Here is a 20,421-nt window from a genome sequence, read left to right as displayed (position 1 = left end):
TGAGTCACATGAATTATATTTGATAAATAAATAACAGACAAATGTAAATTTATCAAAAAAATCATGGGAAATTATATAATATTATATAATTTTATCATTTTAACTATTAAAAAATTATATAATAGTTAAAATTGTGAGAAACTTTTTAATATATTGAAAATAAATTTTTTGTTTTTTTTTATTGAAATTAGTACATTAAAAGTTGTATATTAATAATAAGTATTATACTATATAATTTATCCTAGTGGGATTAAATATATACTTTATGTGATACAAGGAAGGGAGAGAAATTAACATGGATTTAATGAAATCAATATTTGAAATGGCAAAAAGTGATAGAAAAAAAATTGTTTTGGCTGAAGGAGAGGAATCAAGAAACTTACAGGCATGTGATAAAATATTAAAAGATGGACTAGCAAATATCGTTTTAGTAGGAAGTAAGGAAAAAATTCAAGAAAATGCAAAAAAACTTGGAGCAGATATTAGTGGAGCTGAAATATTTGATCCAAATTCTTCTGAATTAATAGAAGAATTTACAAAAGAATTTTACGAATTAAGAAAAAAGAAGGGTATGACTTTAGAAAAAGCTGAGAAAATGGTAAGAGACCCTTTATATTTTGCAACTATGTGCATTAAAATGGGATATGTTGATGGTATGGTTTCTGGTGCAATTCATACTACTGGAGATCTTTTAAGACCAGGCTTACAGATTGTAAAGACTGCTCCAGGAGTAAAGATTGTATCAGGATTTTTTGTTATGGTGGTACCGGATTGTAAATATGGAGAAAGTGGACTTCTTTTATTCGCTGATTGTGCAGTAAACCCAAATCCTTCTACAGAAGAACTTGCAGCTATTGCAATAACAACAGCTGAAACAGCTAAAAAGTTATGTAATCTTGATCCAAAGGTAGCTATGCTTTCATTTTCAACAATGGGAAGTGCAAAGGGAGAACTTGTAGATAAAGTAAAAAATGCAACTGCACTTGCAAAGGAATTAAGAAGTGATTTAGATATAGATGGTGAACTTCAATTGGATGCTGCTATTGAAGAAGAAGTAGCAAAATTAAAAGCACCAGGCAGCAAAGTAGCAGGAAAAGCAAATGTTTTAGTATTCCCTGATTTACAGACAGGTAATATTGGATATAAGTTAGTACAAAGATTTGCAAAGGCAAAGGCTATTGGACCTATATGCCAAGGATTTGCGAAACCTATAAATGACTTATCAAGAGGTTGTAGTGCTGATGATATAGTTAATGTTGTAGCAGTGACTGCAGTTCAAGCTCAAAAGGGAATTTAATAAGTTTTATAATAGTAAATTCAATAACAGAAGGAAGGTAAATTTATGAAAGTTTTAGTAATTAATTGCGGAAGTTCATCATTAAAATATCAATTAATAGATATGAAAGATGAAACTGTATTAGCAAAGGGTTTAGTGGAAAGAATAGCTATAGAAGGTTCTATACTTACACAAAAGGTAAATGGAGAAAAATATATAATTGAACAACCAATGAATGATCACAAAGAGGCAATAAAATTGGTGTTAGATGCTCTAGTAGATACTACACATGGAGTAATAAAAGATATGTCTGAAATATCAGCTGTGGGTCATAGAGTTGTTCATGGTGGTGAAAAATATGCAGATTCTGTATTAATTGATGACGATGTAATGGAATCAATTCAGGAATGTGTAAAATTAGCTCCATTACATAATACACCTAATATTATTGGTATAAATGCATGCAAAGATTTAATGCCAAATACTCCAATGGTAGCCGTATTCGATACAGCATTTCATCAGACATTACCAGATTATGCTTATATGTATCCATTACCATATGATTTATATACTAAATATGGTATTAGAAAATATGGATTTCATGGAACATCACACAAATATGTTTCAAAAGCTACAGCTGAATTTTTGAAAAAAGATTTAAGTTCTCTTAAGATAATTACATGCCATCTTGGTAATGGAGCAAGTCTAGCTGCTGTAAAAGGTGGAAAATCTGTAGATACAAGTATGGGATTTACACCACTTGCAGGAGTTGCAATGGGAACAAGAAGTGGTGATATTGACCCTGCTATAGTAACATTTTTAATAAAGGAATTAAAATTAACTAGTGATGAAGTAAATAATTTATTAAATAAAAAGTCAGGTATTTATGGAATCTACGGTAAGAGCAGTGATATGAGAGATATAAAAAAGGCTGGACTTCAAGAAAAAGATGAAAAAGCAACTTTGGCACTTAATGTTTTCCATTATAAAGTAAAACAGTTTATAGGTTCCTATGCTGCTTCTATGAATGGAGTAGATGCTGTAGTATTTACTGGTGGTATCGGAGAAAATTCACCTGAAAATAGAGAAGGAATATGTGAAAACATGGATTTCTTAGGTATTAAAATTGACAAGAAAAAGAATGAACAAACTATAGGCAATGATGCAGATATAAGTGCTGCGGATTCAAAAACAAAAGTTTTAGTTATTCCTACTAATGAAGAACTTATGATTGCTAGAGATACAAGAGATATTGTAACTAAATAGAAATTCCTAGATTAATTGAAAAATTTATTGATGGTTAGTTTTAAAATTGGTTATATGGGTATTTAGGCTGTTATCTCCATCATAATAAGATGGAGTATACAGCCACTATTTATTATGATAAATTTAAATTAAATCTTGACATTTTTCATGTGGATTTATATAATGAATTGTGTTACTCCGCATATGAGGATTAATTAGTAATTAGCTATCTGTATATTAAGGAGGGAATAGTAGCTTTAGCTTGAGCTATGTGCTATGCACATTATATACATAGGTTATATATGTATGAGAAAAGTTATTTATAATTTTTCAGAGCTAATTGTATGATAATAAATATTTCTGATTTAATTGGTAAAAAAACAACTAAAAAAGATATTGATGTAGTACTGGATTCAAAAAGTTTTAGTGACGACTATGAGACATATGAGGTATTAGAACCTATAAAAGTTAAGGCAACTTTAGTGAAAACGGAAGATATGCTTTCTCTTTATGGAATGATTAATGGAGAAATTCAACTTTCATGTTCTAGATGTCTTGAAAATTTTAGCTATAAATTACAGCTTGAATTACAGGAAGAGCTAACTAATAATCCTGAAAATAAGGATGATGAACTCATCTTTATAAATAATGATACACTAGATTTAACAGAAATTATTGAAAACAACATCATAATGTCACTTCCTATACAAAGGTTGTGTAAAAAAGATTGTAAGGGTTTGTGCCAGGTTTGTGGTGTGAATTTGAACAAAGGCAATTGTAATTGCGAAAGTCCAGATATAGATCCAAGGCTAGCTAAACTCAAAGGTTTGTTTTCAAACAACTAAGGAGGTGTTTATTGTGGGAAATCCAGCAAGAAAGTTTTCAAAAGGTAGAAGAGATTCAAGAAGAGCACAAACTTTTAAATTAAGTGCACCAGGAATAGTTGAGTGTCCAAACTGTCACGAGATGAAACTTGCACACAGAGTTTGCAAAAACTGTGGGCATTACAAAGATAGAGAAGTTGTGGCTATAGCAAAATAGAGAGGAGAAAGTCGTAAGGCTTTCTTTTCTTTTTGTTATATAGCTAGCAATTTACTAATTTACTGCAATTGTATTATGATTTAGAATATCAACTTATTTTATCATTTTGTAAATAGGCTATATGAAAAGAACTAATAGGTTAGGGTATACTGAATGAGTATTTTCCTATGAATCCTTAAAGTTCATTGATAAAGGATGTGATAAATAATGATTATAGCAATAGATGGAATGGGTGGAGATAATTCACCTAATGCTGTAGTAGAAGCCTGTACACAAGCTGTTAATGAATTGTCGGAAGTAAATATAATTATAACAGGTCCTGAAGAACTTATAAAAAATGAATTAAAAAAGTACACTTATGATAAAAGTAAAATAGAAATAGTAAATGCTAGTGAGGTAATAACTCCAAATGAACATCCGGTTATGGCTATTAAAAAGAAAAAGGATTCTAGCCTCTATAAAGCTTTAAGTTTAGTCAAAGAGGGAAAAGCACAAAGTATAATTTCAGCAGGAAGTACAGGAGCTCTTATGGCTGGAGCTACATTTGTAATTGGAAGAATAAAGGGAATAGATCGAATAGCTCTGGCTCCAATAATGCCAGGTAAAAATGCTCCTTTTATGCTGGTAGATGCTGGTGCTAATGTAGATTGTAAACCACAGTATTTAGTACAGTTTGCTTTTATGGGGAAAATATATTTTGAAAATATTCTAAAAGTGAATAATCCTAGTGTAGGTCTTATAAATATAGGTGAGGAAGAGGAAAAGGGGAATGAACTTACTAAAAATGTTCATAAACTTTTAAAAAATGCTGATTTCAACTTTGTAGGAAATGTAGAACCTAGAGATGTTTCAAATGGTGATACAAATATATTAGTTTGTGATGGATTTGTAGGTAATACCATACTAAAAATGTATGAAGGAGTAGCTTCTAATATTTTTAATATGCTAAAAAAAGAGATAATGTCATCTACACGAGGGAAAATAGGTGGTATTCTTTTGAAACCCGTATTTAAAGCTTTTAAAAGTAGATTTGATTACTCAGAATATGGTGCTTCGCCTTTTTTAGGAACTAAAGGAATAGTTTTGAAAGCACATGGTAGTTCTAATGTAAAAGCTTTTAAAAATTCTATTAAACAAGCAAAAATCTGCTCTGAATCTAATTTTATATATAAGATATCTAGTGAACTTGAGAAAATCAATGAATTGAGCGATAAAACGTAGTTTAAAATAAATTAGTAAAAATATTCCATTTTAGCTTGAAAAGTTATGTTCCATTGATATATAATTATAAAAAGTATTAAAAATATAATTATCTTTAGTATATAAATTTAAAATTCGTCATATTAATATTGACGGTAGAGTTTATATGTAATATTATCTATATAGAGTTTAGGAGGTGAATTTACATGTTTGAAAAGGTTAAAAGTATTATAGCTGACCAATTAGGTTTAGATGCTAGTGAGATAGCAATGGAATCTTCATTTGTTGATGATTTAGGTGCCGATTCACTTGATATAGTTGAATTGATAATGGCTTTGGAAGAGGAATTTGATATAGAGTTCCCTGATGAAGATGCTGAAAAAGTAGCAACTGTCGGAGATGTGGTAGAATACATAAAAGCACATACCGAAGAATAGAATGTGAGTCCCGTTTTATGCGGGGCTTTAAATTTATATAAAATTATTAAAAAGCTTATTCTTGAATTTGTAATCTGTATAGATTGAAGAATGGACTTTTAAGGAGTTGTCTCAATTGTCAATTGTTATGGAAGATATTAAAAACTTAGAACAAATATTAAAGGTGGATTTTATAGATAAAGAATTATTAAAAACAGCTGTGACACATAGTTCGTATGCAAATCAAAAAAATATAAAGTACAATGAAAGATTAGAATTCTTAGGTGACTCTGTACTTCAAATTGTTATTTCAGAATATTTGTTTTTAAATTATCAAGATAAGAGTGAAGGGGAACTTTCTAAAAAGAGATCTCTTATTGTATGTGAAAATTCACTGTTTAAAATTGCAAATAACTGGAAGCTTGGAGAATATATACTTATGAGCAAAGGTGAAGAAATTACAGGTGGAAGAACAAGAGTATCTATATTAGCGGATTGTGTTGAGGCTGTTATTGCATCAATATATCTTGACAAGGGGTTTCACTTTGCAAAAGACTTCATATTAACAAATTTTTATAAAATTATTGATATGGCTATGAAGAATCAAATAATTTTAGATTATAAGACTAAACTTCAAGAAGTATTGCAAAAAAATGGTGATGCTGATATAAAATATAATTTGTTAAAATTTGAAGGACCACCTCATAGGAGAAGATTCTATATTTCTGTTATCTTTAATGGAATGTTAAAGGGAGAAGGCTCGGGTTTTAGTAAGAAAGAGGCGGAACAAGATGCTGCACAAATTGCATTAAAAACTATAGGAGAGATATATGAGTAGAAGACACTATATAATTCCAATTTTTGTACCTCACCAAGGGTGTCCTCATAATTGTGTATTCTGTAATCAAAATACTATTACTGGAAATGAAAATAATGCAGTGAATGGCCAATTTGTTATAAATACAGTTGATAAATACTTAAAGACCATGGATACTGAAAACTCAATTATAGAAATTTCATTTTTTGGAGGAACTTTTACAGCAATAGATATAGAAAAGCAAAGAGAACTATTAGCTGTAGCTAAGAATTATAAAAATAAAGGACAAATAGATTTTATAAGGTTATCCACTAGACCGGATTATATAAATGAATTTATACTAGATAATCTTAAAAATTATGAAGTGGATATAATAGAACTTGGAGTTCAGTCTATGGATGAATATGTACTGAAAATGGCAGGAAGAGGACATACAGCAAATGATGTTTATGAGGCTTCCAGGCGTATTAAAAGCTATGGATTTACACTAGGCCATCAAATAATGCCTGGGCTACCTGGCGATGATTTTCAAAAGGATATTTACACAGCTAATGAAGTGTTAAAGTTAAAGCCAGATATATGCAGAATTTACCCAGCACTAGTTATTAAAGATACTCCTATGGAGAAGATGTATTTAGATAATATATATAAACCCTATAGCCTTCATGAAGCCATAGACATATGTAAAACCATATATGGAATGTTTCAATCTAATAATATAAAGGTTATAAGAATAGGACTTCAACCAACAGATGAAATAAATGTAGGGAAAGAATTAGTTTCAGGACCCTTTCATCCAGCTTTTAGAGAACTGGTTCAAGGAAGTATATATAACGACATGATAACTTCTGTAATACCTAAAAATTACGAAGGATATGTATCAATTGAGATAAATAGCAGAGATATATCCAAATTGTATGCAAATAAAAAAAGCTATTTTAATTCTATGGAAAATAAGTTTTTGGGCTGTAAATTTACAGTAGATCAAAATGATAATATAAATTTAGAAAATATAACTATTAAAATCAATGAATGCATTAAATACTTGTCTCTGAAAGATTATCTTAATGATAATTACGGATTTTAAAATTTAATATATAAACGCTAAAAAATATATTTTAAAAATTTAATTTATGGAGGATAATATGAAAAAATCAGGAAGACAAAGATTTTTAAGGGGAAGCATTATTTTTATAGTATTTATTTTTATCTTGACTACAGTTTTGACATTTATAGGAAGGTAAATAGGGGAGGGCATTAATGTTCTTAAAAGCTATTGAAATAAGAGGATTTAAATCATTTGCAGATAAGATAGAGTTAGATTTTCAAAAGGGAGTAACGGCAGTAGTAGGACCTAATGGAAGTGGTAAAAGTAATATTTCTGATGCAATTAGATGGGTTTTAGGGGAACAAAGTATAAAAACTTTAAGAGGCGGAAAAATGGAGGACGTGATATTTTCAGGTACTCAATTTAGAAAATCTGTAGGTCTTGCCCAGGTTATGCTTACCTTGGATAACTCTGACAGTATGATCTCAATGGATTATAATGATGTAACCATAGGCAGGAGACTTTATCGTTCCGGGGAAAGTGAATACTATATTAACAATACTAGATGTAGACTTAAAGATGTACAGGAAATGTTTATGGATACTGGTATAGGTAAAGAAGGGTATTCTATAATTGGACAAGGTAAGATAGAAGCTATACTCAGTGGAAAATCTGAAGAAAGACGTGGATTATTAGAAGAGGCAGCTGGTATTGTAAAGTTTAAAACTAGAAAAGAAGAAGCTGAAAAAAAACTTGAGAGTACAGATGAAAATCTAATAAGAATAGATGATATAATAGGTACTTATGAAGAAAGATTAGAACCTCTAGAACGTGAAAGTGAAAAGGCAAAGAGTTTTGTTAAGTTTTCTGATGAGCTTAATAAAAAAGAAATAAATTTATTAGTGAATTCATCAGAGAATCTTAATATAAAGATTAAAAATATTGTAAATAGTAATAAAGATGTAGAAGATGAAGTTAATAATCTAAATAGAGAAAGAAATACATTAAAAGAAAAATTAAAACAATGTAATGAAGAATTAATAGAGTTTGAAAATTTACATGAAACTCAGAGAAAAGAATATTATGAGAAAAAGTCTCAGTATCAAAATATAATTTCAGATAATAATCTTATGGCTGAAAAAATACAAAATTTAAATCAATTAAAGATTAGAAATGCAAAAGAATTAGAAGAACTATCACACAGTATTAATAAATTGATAGGAGAAAGTAAAAGATATACAGAGGATTATAACTTATTAAAAAATAAGGTGGATTCATATAATAAAAATTTAATTGAATTAGAAGAACTTATAAAATCCTCCAAAGAAGAAATAGATCAAAATGAAAGACTTTTAAAGAACTATAAAAGTGAAGAATTTGACACTTTGGGAACTATATCAGATTTAAGAAACTTTATAACTATAATAAAAAAAGATATGGAAAATCATGATTTGAATAGGAATCAAATAAAAACTGCTTGTGAAAGTTATTTAAATTCAATTAAAATTAATGCAAATACAAAAACTGCCCTTGAAAGTGAAATAGTTAAGATAAAAGAAAAGATAGGAAGTTATGAAGGTAAGATAGAAGAAAATAAAAGAGAACTAAATAAAATAAGAAGGATTTTAAGTGATGATGAGAAAGAGTTAAATAATTTAAATATTCAATTTAACAAATCAGAAGCAAATAAGAATATGCTTAGTAGTTTAGATGCTAAGTATGAGGGATATAATAAATCAGTAAAAAATCTTATGACTCATATAAAAAAAGGTTACGTTAATAATGAGAATAAAAAGTGTTTTGTATTTGGAGAAATTATAAATGTAGATAAAAAGTTTGAAACGGCAATAGAAATTGCTTTAGGAGCGGCTATTTCAAATATCATTACTGAAGACGAGGTTTTAGCAAAAAAACTTATAAACTATTTAAAGGGTAATAATTTAGGCAGAGCTACATTTCTACCCCTAAATATTTTAAAGAATAGGACTTTGCCCATAAATAATAATATACAAAATACTCCTGGATACATTGGAATTGCAAGTGAATTGATAGAATATGATAAGAGTCTATCTTCAGCAGTAGAGCATATTCTCGGTAGAACAATAATTGCAGAAAATATGGATAGTGCTTTAGAAATAGCGAAGAAGTCTAATTTTAGTTTTAAGATTGTAACCCTTTCTGGTGAAGTTGTAAATCCTGGAGGAGCACTTACAGGAGGAAGTATTTATAATAAGTCTTTCAATATAATCGGTAGAAAAAGAGAAATAGAAGAATTAGAAATTAAAATTAATAATATAAAAGAAAAAATTATTAAGACAACAAGGAAGAACAAACAAAATCACAACATTCTCAAAGAGTTGGATGATATGAATTTAAATTTGAAAGACTCAATTCATTTTGAAAATATAGAGATTACAAAGGTACAAGGTAGAATTAATGCCATTGATTTAGAAAGTGAGAAGCTTAGTAAAAATCATAAAATTTCTACTAATGAAATTGTAATGCTTAATGAAAAAATGAAAGAAGCATCTGAAGAATTAATAGATAAGGAAAGGGAGATAACTAACCTAGAAAACAGAAAAAAAGAATTAATACAAATGTCAGAAACATTAGAAGAAAAATTGCAAAGTAAAAATAAAAAGATTATAGGCATTAAAGATAATTTAACGTCCATTAAAGTTAAAAAAGCAAAATTAGATGAGGCCATTATAAATAAGAAAAGGGAAATAGATAGATTAGAGGGAGAAACAAAAAACGCTAGGGATAAGAGCTCAGATTTAAAAATTCATATGCATAATTTTAAAACAGATAGTTTAAAATTTGAAAATAAATTAACAGAGAATAGTAATAATCTTATTAAAATAAAACAGTTTTTAGATGCTATGGATAGTGAATTTGAAGGTAGTGAGATTAAAAAAATAAAGATAAAACATAATTTACAAAATTATAATGATAAATTTGAGCAAATGAATATGGTAATAAATAAAAAAGAAGAAGAAAGGCATAAGTTACAACTTAACTTAACTAGAATAGAAACTGAAAATAAAGCTTTAATAGAAAGAATTAATGAGGAATTTGAACTTACTTATGCTGAAGCATTAGAGTATAAATGTGAAATTAATGATATAATATCATATAAATCTAGTATCAATGAATTAAAAAATAGTATAACAGCACTAGGTACTGTTAACGTAGGTTTCATTGAAGAATACAAGACAGTTAAGGAAAAATATACATTTATGTCTAGTCAAAGAGAAGATTTAGTAAAATCTAAAGAAGAAATAATAAATGTTATAAATGAAATGACTGATAGAATGAAAACAGTGTTCAGCGAAAATTTTCAAAAAATTAGAAAAAACTTCACTGAAACTTTTAGAGAACTTTTTAAAGGTGGAAATGCTGATTTAATACTTTCTGGAGAAGATGTACTGTCGGCTAATATTGAGATAAATGTAGAACCGCCAGGGAAGAAGCTCCAGAATATAAATTTAATGTCAGGTGGAGAAAAAGGTCTTTCTGCCATCGCCTTGCTTTTTGCCATATTAAAAATGAAACCTACTCCCTTTTGTATACTTGATGAGATTGAAGCAGCTTTAGATGATGCAAATGTAGTAAGATACGCGGATTTTTTAAGAAAGTTTTCTGAAAATATACAGTTTATAGTTATTACACATAGAAAGGGTACCATGGAGGCAAGTAATGTTTTGTATGGAGTAACTATGGAGGAGAAAGGAGTATCCAAAGTAGTGTCTGTGGATCTAAAAGGTTAATATATATGACATTTTATAATTTAAGGAGGAAAATATGTTTAGTGGATTTTTTGATAAATTAAAAAGTGGTCTTTCTAAGACTAAAAACAATTTTACGGATAGGATAACTGAAATTCTTACAGGTACTGTATCAATAGATGAGGATATGTATGATGAACTTGAAGAAATACTTATAACATCTGATATTGGGGTGGAAACTTCTGTATACATAATAGATAAATTAAGAGAAAAGATAAGAGAAGAAAAAATAAAAGAGCCTTCAGAAGTTCAAGGTTGTTTAAAAAGAGTAGTATTAGATATATTAGAAAATTACAAGGGATCTATAGAGCCAGATTCTACACCTGAAACAATTTTAATTGTAGGAGTAAATGGTGTTGGAAAAACTACTTCTATAGGAAAAATAGCAGCAAAGCTAAAACAACAAAAGTACAAAGTAATTATGGCCGCTGCAGATACTTTTAGAGCAGCAGCTATAGATCAACTTGAAGTTTGGAGTAATAGAGCAGGTGTTGATTTAATAAAACATCAAGAAGGCTCTGATCCAGCAGCAGTGGTATATGATGCTATACAAGCGGCTAAGGCTAGAAAAGCAGATGTACTTATTTGTGATACCGCAGGAAGACTTCATAATAAAAAAAATCTAATGGATGAGCTTGGTAAAATAAATAGAATTATAGACAGAGAATTTCAGGTCAGTAATAGAAAGACATTTTTAGTTTTAGATGCTACCACAGGACAAAATGCAGTTATTCAGGCAAAACAATTTACAGAGGTATGCAAAGTAGATGGAATAATACTTACTAAATTAGATGGTACAGCTAAGGGTGGAGTAATTATATCCATTAAGCATATATTAAATATACCAGTACAGTTAATTGGAGTAGGAGAAGGAGTAGAGGATCTACAAGAATTTGATTCAAATGAATTTGTAGAAGCTTTATTTTAAGTAATATTGTAGGTGTTAAGTAAAAATACTTGACACCCTCTTTAGTTTTTGATATTATATGTTTTGTGAGTTGGTGATTAATATGGATGAAAGAGTTCAAATGTCTATGTTTTTGGATTTATATGGTGAACTTTTAACTACCAAACAAAAGGATATTATGGAATTATATTTTAACGATGATTTATCATTATCTGAGATATCTGAGATTAATCTTACTAGTAGGCAAGCAATCTATGATATAATAAAAAGATGTCATAAACTTTTGATGGATTACGATGCTAAATTAAATCTTTTAGAGAAAGAAAGAGCTAGTTCGGAACTTAAAAAAAATATTGAAATAAAACTAGATAATTTAAAAAAAGAGATTACAATGGATAAGAAAATAGAAATTATAGAAGAGATTAAATTGAAGATTAGAGATATATAATTATAACGAGAAGGTATAGGAGGTGTAGTATGGCGTTTGAAGGATTAACTTCCAAACTTCAAGAAACAATTAAAAAGTTAAAAGGCAAGGGAAAACTTTCTGAAAATGATATAAAAGAAGCTATGAGAGAAGTAAAAAGAGCTCTTTTAGAAGCAGATGTAAATTTTAAAATTGTTAAAGATTTTATAAAAAAAGTTAGTGAAAAATGTCTTGGTAATGAAGTAATGGAAAGCTTAACTCCAGGACAAATGGTAATAAAAATAGTTAATGAAGAGTTGACCGCGCTAATGGGTCAAACTGAAAGTAAACTAAATTATAGTGATACTGGAATAACTGTAATTATGCTAGTGGGCCTTCAAGGTGCTGGTAAGACAACTATGTGTGGTAAACTTGCACTTTCACTAAAAAAGAAAAATAAAAAACCATTACTAGTAGCCTGTGATATATATAGACCAGCTGCTATTAAACAATTAACTGTAGTAGGTAAGTCTATTGATATTCCTGTATTCTCTATGGGCGATAAAACAAATCCTGTAGATATTTCAAAGGCAGCAATTGAGCATGCAAAAAATAATGATTGTAATGTAGTTATTATTGATACTGCTGGTAGACTTCATATAGATGAACCTCTAATGGATGAACTAAAAAATATTAAATCAAGTATTGAGCCAAGTGAAATATTATTAGTTGTAGATTCCATGACAGGACAGGATGCGGTAAATGTATCAGATAGTTTTAATGGTGCTCTTGATATTACGGGAGTTATACTTACAAAACTAGATGGTGATACAAGAGGTGGAGCTGCACTTTCCATAAGGGCCATGACTGGTAAGCCAATAAAGTATGTAGGTCTTGGTGAAAAGATGAATGATTTAGAAATTTTCTACCCAGATAGAATGGCTTCTAGAATACTTGGTATGGGTGATGTATTAACATTAATTGAAAAAGCTCAAGATGCCATTGATGAAAAAGAGGCTAAAGAGCTTGGCGAAAAAATGATGAATCAAGGTTTGAATTTTGAAGATTATTTAAGTATGATGAAGCAAATGAAGAAACTTGGACCACTTGGAAAGTTATTGGAAATGGTACCTGGTATGAATAACAAGATGCTTAAGGGTACAGATTTAAGTAAAGTTGAAGATGAAACTAAAAAGGCTGAGTCTATGATTTATTCCATGACATTAAAAGAAAGAAAAAATCCACAATTAATAAGTTCCTCTGCTTCAAGAAAAAAGAGAATAGCACTTGGGTCGGGAACTTCTGTGCAGGATATTAATAAACTTTTAAAAATGATGGAAGTAATGAAAAAACAAATGAAACAATTTAAAAATATAGAGAATATGTCTAAAAAGGGATTGTTTGGAAAACTACCCTTTTAGATTCAATAATATTATACTTTGAAGGAGGTGATTTAAGTGGCAGTTAAGATAAGACTAAAAAGAATGGGTGCTAAAAAAGCTCCATTTTATAGAATTGTTGTTGCAGATTCAAGATGTCCAAGAGATGGAAAATTCATCGAAGAGATAGGATATTATAATCCAACTACAGAACCAATAACTATAAAGGTAAATGCTGATAAAGCATCTGAATGGATGAAGAATGGTGCTCAACCATCAGAAACAGTTAAAAGACTTTTTGACAAAAATGGAGTAACTAAATAATAACTGGGGGAGTTTAATATGAAACAACTATTGGAGAAGATTGTAAAATCATTAGTTGACAACCCAGATATGGTACAGATAACAGAAGTTACTGGTGAAGCAGCCTTGATACTTCAACTGAAAGTTGCAGAGGAAGATATGGGTAAAGTCATCGGTAAACAGGGAAGAATAGCTAAGGCTATAAGAACTGTTGTAAAAGCAGCAGCTATCAAACAAAATATAAGAGTTGTTGTTGAAATAATATAAGAGTTAGGCTGATCCTAACTCTTTATTTTATATGGATAAAGGTGGGAATTTTATATGAAGGAATTTCTGACGGTTGGTCAAATTATAAATACACATGGAGTAAAAGGTGAAGTTAAAGTTTATCCTTTAACTGACAATACAAATAGATTTAGAAAATTAAAAAAAGTTTACATAGATGGCATAGAGAAGAATATATCATGGTGCAAAATTCAGCCAGATAAAATTATTATGAAAATAGAAGGAATTGAAACGCCTGAAATAGCAATGAAATATAAGAACAAGTACTTACAAGTAAATAGAGAAAATGCAGTTTCTCTTGATGAGGGAAGGTACTTTGTAGCTGACATAATAGGCTGCAGGGTTATTGATGAGGATAATAATGACATTGGCACAGTATTTGATGTTATAGTTACTGGCAGTAATGATGTCTACTGGGTTAAAGGCAATGAAGAAGTACTGGTACCTGCACTTAAATCTGTTGTAGTTAAAATGGATATGGATAATAAGTTGATTGTCATAAAGCCGGTGAAAACATGGAGCTAAGTGTTGACATACTAACCTTATTTCCTGAGATGTTTGATATTTTTAATTATAGCATTATTGGAAGAGCTCAAGATAAAAAGATAATAAACATAGGAACTCATAATATTCGTGACTATACTCTTAATAAACATAATAAAACTGATGAATATCCTTATGGTGGTGGTGCTGGAATGGTTATGACTGCACAACCTATTGTAGACTGTATTGAAAGCATAAAGAAAAATAATAGAGGAAAAGTTATATTTTTAGGTCCTCGTGGGAAAACTTTTAATCAAAAAATAGCTAAGGAACTATCTAAAGAAAAGGAATTAATATTTCTATGTGGCCATTATGAAGGCATAGACGAAAGAGTGTATAAATATATTGATATGGAGATATCTCTAGGGGATTTTGTATTAACTGGAGGAGAAATGGCCTGTATACCAATAATAGATAGTATAAGCAGGATGATACCAGGTGTCTTAGCTAGTAGTGAAAGCTTTACTGAAGAATCTTTTTATGAAGGTGTTTTGGAATATCCGCAATATACCAGACCAGAACAGTTTAGAGGAGAAAATGTCCCCAAAATTTTACTTTCAGGTCATCATGAAAATATAAGAAAATGGCGTAGAAAGCAATCTCTTATGATAACTAGAGAGAAAAGACCGGATTTATTCATTAATATTAAATTATCTAAAGAAGATAAAAAGCTTTTAGAGGATAAATAGTGAAATTAAAAATATTTTTTGTTGAAAAAATATTTTCCTTGTGTTAGAATATAGTTTGTGCTAGTACGGGCGGTCCTCTGGTTGCAAAATGTCAATTACGAACGTCACAAATAAACTTTAGGAGGGAATGCACATATGTTAGATATAATAAAAGCTATAGAAGCTGAACAAATCAGAACAGATTTACAAGAATTCAATGTAGGAGATACTATCAAAATTGATGTAAGAATCAAAGAAGGTGAAAAGGAAAGAATCCAGGCTTTTGAAGGAACAGTTATTAAAAAGCAAAATGGTGGATTAAGAGAAACTTTCACTGTAAGAAGAGTTGCTTATGGTGTTGGTGTTGAAAGAACTTTCCCAATAAATGCTCCTATAATTGCCGGTATTAAAATTGTTAGAAGAGGTAAAGTAAGAAGAGCTAAGTTATATTACTTAAGAGATAGAATAGGAAAAGCTGCAAAAGTTAAAGAAATAAGATAAAAATGGGGCTATGTAGGCCCTTTTTTAGTATATTGGTGGTGGAATAATATGGTAAGAAAAATAGTGAAATACTTCATTATATCCTTTATTTCAGCAATTTTAATTATGACTTTTATATTGGAAATAGTAAGTGTTAATGGACCTTCCATGCTTAACACCTTTTTTACTAATGATAAAATTATAGTTGAAAAAATCACATACTATTTTAAATCTCCTAAGAAACAAGATATCATAGTTTTTAAATATGCTAAAAACCCAAGTGAGAAATACATAAAAAGAATTATTGCAGTAGAAGGTGATAAAATAAAAATTATAAATGATAAAGTATATGTAAACGATAAGCTAGTTGTTGAACCTTATGCAGTTTATAATACTAAAAATTATGCTGCAAATAATAATGATAATATTCATAATTTTAAAGAAGTTACAGTTCCCGAAAATACAGTTTTTGTTATGGGTGATAATAGATATGATAGTTTAGATAGTAGATTTAAAGATATAGGTTTTGTAAATAAAAAACTAATAATTGGAAAAGTACTTATAAGGATTTATCCGATTAATAAGTTTGGAAGGATATGATAATATGATAAGTGCAATAAATTGGTTTCCAGGTCACATGGCTAAAACTAGAAGAGAAATAAAAGAAAATTTAAAGTTAGTGGATGCAGTTATAGAAATAAGAGATTCAAGGATAGTGCAGTCCAGTGCAAATCCAGAGATAAATACTATTTGCAAGGATAAGCCTAGAATAATATTATTGAATAAATGCGATTTAAGTGAAGAAAAAGTAACTAAAGCATGGATCAATACTTTATCAAAGGACAATGTAAGGGCTTTAGCTATAAATAGCCTGAATGGAATAGGATTAAAAAATATAAAGGGTGAACTTGACAATCTTCTCAAAGAAAAGATAGATAGACTTAAGCAAAAAGGCGTTATGAATGTAATCATAAGAGTTATGGTAGTTGGTATACCTAATGTTGGTAAATCTTCTTTTATAAATAAGATGGCTAAAAATACGGCCGCTAAAATTGGAGACAAACCAGGGGTAACTAGAACTAAACAATGGATAAAAACAAAAATAGGTATTGAACTTATGGATACACCAGGTGTACTTTGGCCTAAATTTGAAGAAAAAAAAGTTGGATTAAATTTAGCTTTTACAGGAGCCATAAAAGATGAAATTATGGATGTAGAAGAGCTTGCACTAAATTTAGTAGAAAGGCTTCAAAAATATTATCCTAATAGATTAATGGAAAGGTATAAGTTAGACTCTCTAGATGAAACTGCTCTAGAAAATATGGAGAATATAGCTAGAAAAAGAGGGGCTATTATATCTAAAGGTAATATTGATTATAATAGAGTGGCCGTTATGTTGTTAGATGAATTTAGAGGAGGAAAATTAGGACCTATTTCATTGGAACGTCCTAAGCAATAAAGGTAAGTATGGATTTTTCTAATATGAGTTTTGTAAAAGTAAAAGAATATGTATCTAGTTTAAGTATGGATGAATGCGAAGATGTGGTTGAATTTTTAAAAGATGATAGAAGAAAAAATGTGCAGGGATTAGCTAAAAGATTATTGAATATAAAAGAAAAACATGAAAAAGAAATAACTAGAGTAAAGAATATGTATGATTTTGATAGAGAACTTAATTTAGCAGAATACATAGCAGGCGTGGATGAAGTTGGTAGAGGACCTCTTGCAGGTCCTATTGTTGCTGCTGCGGTTATACTGGATATTAAAGGTATTAATAAAGAAATAATACTAGAAATAAATGATTCTAAAAAGTTATCGGTGAAAAAACGAGAAAAACTTTCTGAAATAATAAAAGAAAAGTCAATATGTTTTAATATTGCAATGATGGATAATAGAGAAATAGATTCAAAAGGTGTAGGAGTTTGTAATCAGCAGGTCTTAAAGTCAGCTGTAGAAGGCCTTAAAATTCCACCTGATTTTGTAATATCAGATGGATATCCTATAAAAGGTCTTAATATAGATAATACCTATGCTATAAAAGGTGATTCTAAAAGCGCAAGTATAGCTTGTGCTTCAATTGTAGCAAAAGTTTACAGAGATAATCTGATGAAAGAGTATGCAGAAACATACCCCCAATATCACTTTGAAAATAATGTAGGATATGGAAGCAAGGTTCATTTAGAAGCTTTAAAGCAATATGGCCCTAGTTCTATTCATAGAATGAGCTTCTTAAAAAATATATTACAACTTTAGTAGCTAGGTTATAATAAAATAAACTATGCATTATCCCTGTATGTAAAATATATGGATAATGCATAGTTTATTTATTTTTTAATAAAAGAAAGTTTACTATATATTTTTAGAAGAATGTAATGAATATTTATATAATCTTTTCATCTATAAACTTTCTATATTGCATTGCCTCTATAATATGAATTTGATTTATCTTTTCACTTTCATTCATGTCTGCAATAGTTCTAGAAACTTTTAAAATTCTGCTGTAAGCACGTGTACTTACTTTAAATTTATTATAAAGACTTTTAACAATTTTATTTGCATCGCTAGTGAGTTCACAATATTTTTTTATATGTTTTTGATCCATTTGAGCATTACAATATAGCCCATCTTTCCTAAATCTTTCAGATTGAATTTCTCTTGTTTTAATGACTCTTTTCCTTATATCCTCAGAGGATTCTGATTTTTTACCTTTAGTTATTTCTTCATAAGTTAAAGTGTTAACAAAAGAGAAAAGATCCATTCTATCAAGAAGCGGATTTGAGAGCTTCCCTATATACCTCTTTCTTTCATATTCTGTACATGTACATTCTTTATTTGATCCGTAATTTCCACAGGGACATGGATTTAATGAAGCTATAAGCATAAAGTTGCAAGGATAAGTAACACTTCCAGTAGCTTTAGAAATTTTTATAACTCTATCTTCTAAGGGCTGCCTCAATACTTCTAAAACTGATTTTTTAAATTCTAAGATTTCATCTAGAAATAAGACTCCATTATGGGATAAAGAAATTTCGCCGGGAATAAGCTTAGAACCTCCACCTACTAAGGCTATTTGAGAACTTGTGTGATGAGGATTTCTAAAAGGTCTTTTAAATATTAGATTATTATCTTCTAGTTTACCACATACACTGTATATTTGTGTAACCTCTAAAGATTCATCATAGCTTAAAGGGGGAAGAATGCTAGGTATTCTTTTAGCCATCATTGTTTTACCTGATCCTGGTGGACCAAAAAGTATCATGTTGTGACCTCCTGAGGCAGCTACTTCAATTGCTCTTTTAGAGCTTTCTTGCCCTATTATATCACTGAAATCAAATTCAAAATTTTCGGGTATAGGAGGTTCTTCATATTTATATGGAAGGGAATCCTTGTATTCAAAATAATCTACTACTTGAGATAAATTATCGAAAGGGAAAACAGAACAATCTTTAACAATACAACATTCTTTGGAATTATCAGTTGGAATTATAATTTTATTGATTCCCTCTTTAACTCCTTTAAGTGCAATAGGAAGTGCACCTTTGATTTTTTTTAGTGAGCCATTTAGGGATAATTCTCCTATTATAATGTATTCATCTATAGAATCAATACTTATTTGGTGGGTAGCTGCCAATATTCCAATGGCTATAGGTAAATCAAATAGTGCTCCTTCTTTTTTCAAATCTGCAGGTGCTAAATTTATTGTTATTCTATTTATTGGAAAAGTAAAGCCTGAATTTATTATAGCTGATCGTACCCTTTCCTTGGATTCTTTAACGGATACATCTGCAAGGCCAACCATATTAAAAGCAGGTAGTCCTTTTGATATATCAACTTCTACATTAACGGTAATACCATCTATACCAGTAAATGTGGCTGCATTTATTTGTAAAGCCATGTTTTCGTCACCTCACTTGGATTTAAGTATTTTAAGTATTGACAATTTTTTATAAACATAAGCAGCGAAATAAATTAATTATTTTTAGTATAATATTTAATTTATTTGGCTATAAATTTTACTGTAAACAAATATAAATATTTATATTTTAATAAAATAAATTTATAGGAGATTTATATGAATCATTATAATAAAGGAATAGGAAGTTTTGGTGAAAATTTAGCCACAGAGTATTTGCAAAAAATGAATTATAAAATAGTAAAGAGAAACTATAGGTGTAAAATCGGTGAAATAGATATAATTTCAACCAGTAATAATTTTTTGTGTTTTGCTGAAGTAAAAACTAGGTATGAAAGTATGTATGGAACTCCCGGAGAAGCTGTTAATAGAAAAAAACAAATTAAATTATATAAAATTGCTCAATTTTATATAATGCAAAACAATATTTTTAATTTAAATTTTAGATTTGATGTTTTGGAGGTAATACTAAACCATAAGAACAATGATTTTACAGTAAGATTAATAGAGAATGCTTTCCAAATATAAGTACTAGATTTTTAAATAAATAATATGATAAATCAATATTTAATTTACATATTTATAATTATGTAAATTAAATAAAATGTAAACAAAATAAATAAAAATATTAAATTTTGAATATAAAACTATTAAATTAAGTAAAAATATTTAATATTAATTGATATTATAATTAAATAATGAATAT

Annotated in this window: 22 protein-coding genes; 21 read left to right on the top strand and 1 reads right to left on the bottom strand. The window is 29.1% G+C overall.

What is annotated here, in order from left to right; translation table 11 throughout:
* Nucleotides 1-295 precede the first annotated feature (295 nt).
* The 20 genes from pta to rnhB all read left to right on the top strand — a co-directional run bounded on the left by pta (nucleotide 296) and on the right by rnhB (nucleotide 18,055).
* Nucleotides 296-1,297, top strand: a complete 1,002-nt coding sequence (gene pta, locus RH99_RS12685) for a phosphate acetyltransferase (RefSeq protein ID WP_010238748.1) — start codon at nucleotides 296-298, stop codon at nucleotides 1,295-1,297.
* A 45-nt stretch (nucleotides 1,298-1,342) separates the two neighbouring features.
* Nucleotides 1,343-2,542: an acetate/propionate family kinase gene (locus RH99_RS12680; RefSeq protein WP_010238746.1), complete on the top strand. Its 1,200-nt coding sequence runs from the start codon at nucleotides 1,343-1,345 to the stop codon at nucleotides 2,540-2,542.
* 323 nt (nucleotides 2,543-2,865) lie between these two features.
* On the top strand, nucleotides 2,866-3,366 hold the full coding sequence (locus RH99_RS12675) for a YceD family protein (protein WP_010238744.1): 501 nt from the start codon (nucleotides 2,866-2,868) through the stop codon (nucleotides 3,364-3,366).
* Nucleotides 3,367-3,379: 13 nt separating this feature from the next.
* Nucleotides 3,380-3,562, top strand: a complete 183-nt coding sequence (gene rpmF / locus RH99_RS12670) for a 50S ribosomal protein L32 (RefSeq protein WP_010238742.1) — start codon at nucleotides 3,380-3,382, stop codon at nucleotides 3,560-3,562.
* A gap of 207 nt (nucleotides 3,563-3,769) precedes the next feature.
* On the top strand, nucleotides 3,770-4,783 hold the full coding sequence (plsX, locus tag RH99_RS12665) for a phosphate acyltransferase PlsX (RefSeq protein ID WP_010238740.1): 1,014 nt from the start codon (nucleotides 3,770-3,772) through the stop codon (nucleotides 4,781-4,783).
* Between the two features lie 185 nt (nucleotides 4,784-4,968).
* Nucleotides 4,969-5,199, top strand: a complete 231-nt coding sequence (gene acpP / locus RH99_RS12660) for an acyl carrier protein (protein ID WP_010238738.1) — start codon at nucleotides 4,969-4,971, stop codon at nucleotides 5,197-5,199.
* A gap of 127 nt (nucleotides 5,200-5,326) precedes the next feature.
* Complete coding sequence (rnc, locus tag RH99_RS12655; protein WP_035776987.1) at nucleotides 5,327-6,016, top strand: ribonuclease III; 690 nt, start codon at nucleotides 5,327-5,329, stop codon at nucleotides 6,014-6,016.
* Nucleotides 6,009-7,082 (top strand): elongator complex protein 3, encoded by a 1,074-nt coding sequence (locus RH99_RS12650; RefSeq protein WP_010238732.1) that lies wholly within the window; start codon nucleotides 6,009-6,011, stop codon nucleotides 7,080-7,082. Before rnc ends, RH99_RS12650 begins: the two co-directional genes overlap by 8 nt.
* A 173-nt stretch (nucleotides 7,083-7,255) precedes the next feature.
* Complete coding sequence (smc, locus tag RH99_RS12645) at nucleotides 7,256-10,813, top strand: chromosome segregation protein SMC (RefSeq protein WP_010238730.1); 3,558 nt, start codon at nucleotides 7,256-7,258, stop codon at nucleotides 10,811-10,813.
* A gap of 34 nt (nucleotides 10,814-10,847) precedes the next feature.
* Nucleotides 10,848-11,759 (top strand): signal recognition particle-docking protein FtsY, encoded by a 912-nt coding sequence (gene ftsY, locus RH99_RS12640; RefSeq protein WP_010238728.1) that lies wholly within the window; start codon nucleotides 10,848-10,850, stop codon nucleotides 11,757-11,759.
* 82 nt (nucleotides 11,760-11,841) lie between these two features.
* Nucleotides 11,842-12,186, top strand: a complete 345-nt coding sequence (locus RH99_RS12635) for a putative DNA-binding protein (protein ID WP_010238726.1) — start codon at nucleotides 11,842-11,844, stop codon at nucleotides 12,184-12,186.
* Nucleotides 12,187-12,215: 29 nt separating this feature from the next.
* Nucleotides 12,216-13,565, top strand: a complete 1,350-nt coding sequence (ffh, locus tag RH99_RS12630) for a signal recognition particle protein (RefSeq protein WP_010238724.1) — start codon at nucleotides 12,216-12,218, stop codon at nucleotides 13,563-13,565.
* A 36-nt stretch (nucleotides 13,566-13,601) separates the two neighbouring features.
* The gene (gene rpsP / locus RH99_RS12625) at nucleotides 13,602-13,847 is read left to right on the top strand and encodes a 30S ribosomal protein S16 (RefSeq protein WP_010238722.1); all 246 of its coding nucleotides are present in this window, start codon (nucleotides 13,602-13,604) and stop codon (nucleotides 13,845-13,847) included.
* Between the two features lie 18 nt (nucleotides 13,848-13,865).
* Nucleotides 13,866-14,093 carry a KH domain-containing protein gene (locus RH99_RS12620; protein ID WP_010238720.1) on the top strand — a complete coding sequence of 76 codons (228 nt, stop codon included), beginning with the start codon at nucleotides 13,866-13,868 and terminating at the stop codon, nucleotides 14,091-14,093.
* A 54-nt stretch (nucleotides 14,094-14,147) separates the two neighbouring features.
* Entirely contained in the window at nucleotides 14,148-14,636 is a 489-nt protein-coding gene (gene rimM, locus RH99_RS12615) for a ribosome maturation factor RimM (RefSeq protein ID WP_010238719.1), read from the top strand.
* A complete protein-coding gene (gene trmD / locus RH99_RS12610; RefSeq protein WP_010238716.1) occupies nucleotides 14,627-15,343 on the top strand; it encodes a tRNA (guanosine(37)-N1)-methyltransferase TrmD in 717 nt (238 codons plus the stop codon). The genes rimM and trmD overlap by 10 nt, the downstream gene beginning before the upstream one ends.
* Nucleotides 15,344-15,478: 135 nt before the next feature.
* On the top strand, nucleotides 15,479-15,823 hold the full coding sequence (gene rplS, locus RH99_RS12605) for a 50S ribosomal protein L19 (RefSeq protein WP_010238713.1): 345 nt from the start codon (nucleotides 15,479-15,481) through the stop codon (nucleotides 15,821-15,823).
* A gap of 48 nt (nucleotides 15,824-15,871) precedes the next feature.
* Nucleotides 15,872-16,402, top strand: a complete 531-nt coding sequence (lepB, locus tag RH99_RS12600) for a signal peptidase I (RefSeq protein WP_010238711.1) — start codon at nucleotides 15,872-15,874, stop codon at nucleotides 16,400-16,402.
* A 4-nt stretch (nucleotides 16,403-16,406) separates the two neighbouring features.
* The gene (ylqF, locus tag RH99_RS12595) at nucleotides 16,407-17,261 is read left to right on the top strand and encodes a ribosome biogenesis GTPase YlqF (RefSeq protein ID WP_010238709.1); all 855 of its coding nucleotides are present in this window, start codon (nucleotides 16,407-16,409) and stop codon (nucleotides 17,259-17,261) included.
* Nucleotides 17,262-17,284: 23 nt separating this feature from the next.
* Complete coding sequence (gene rnhB, locus RH99_RS12590; protein ID WP_010238707.1) at nucleotides 17,285-18,055, top strand: ribonuclease HII; 771 nt, start codon at nucleotides 17,285-17,287, stop codon at nucleotides 18,053-18,055.
* Nucleotides 18,056-18,182: 127 nt separating this feature from the next.
* On the opposite strand, the gene RH99_RS12585 is transcribed toward rnhB, so the two are convergent.
* Nucleotides 18,183-19,697 carry a YifB family Mg chelatase-like AAA ATPase gene (locus tag RH99_RS12585; protein WP_010238705.1) on the bottom strand — a complete coding sequence of 505 codons (1,515 nt, stop codon included), beginning with the start codon at nucleotides 19,695-19,697 and terminating at the stop codon, nucleotides 18,183-18,185.
* Nucleotides 19,698-19,874: 177 nt separating this feature from the next.
* Between RH99_RS12585 and RH99_RS12580 the strand changes: the two genes are divergently transcribed.
* Complete coding sequence (locus RH99_RS12580) at nucleotides 19,875-20,243, top strand: YraN family protein (RefSeq protein ID WP_010238703.1); 369 nt, start codon at nucleotides 19,875-19,877, stop codon at nucleotides 20,241-20,243.
* Nucleotides 20,244-20,421 lie beyond the last annotated feature (178 nt).

The sequence above is a fragment of the Clostridium arbusti SL206 genome (assembly GCF_000246895.1).
Classification (GTDB): Bacteria; Bacillota; Clostridia; order Clostridiales; family Clostridiaceae; genus Clostridium_I; species Clostridium_I arbusti.
The sequence above is the reverse complement of the archived record's forward strand: the minus strand, read 5'-3'. Positions and strand labels throughout refer to the sequence as shown.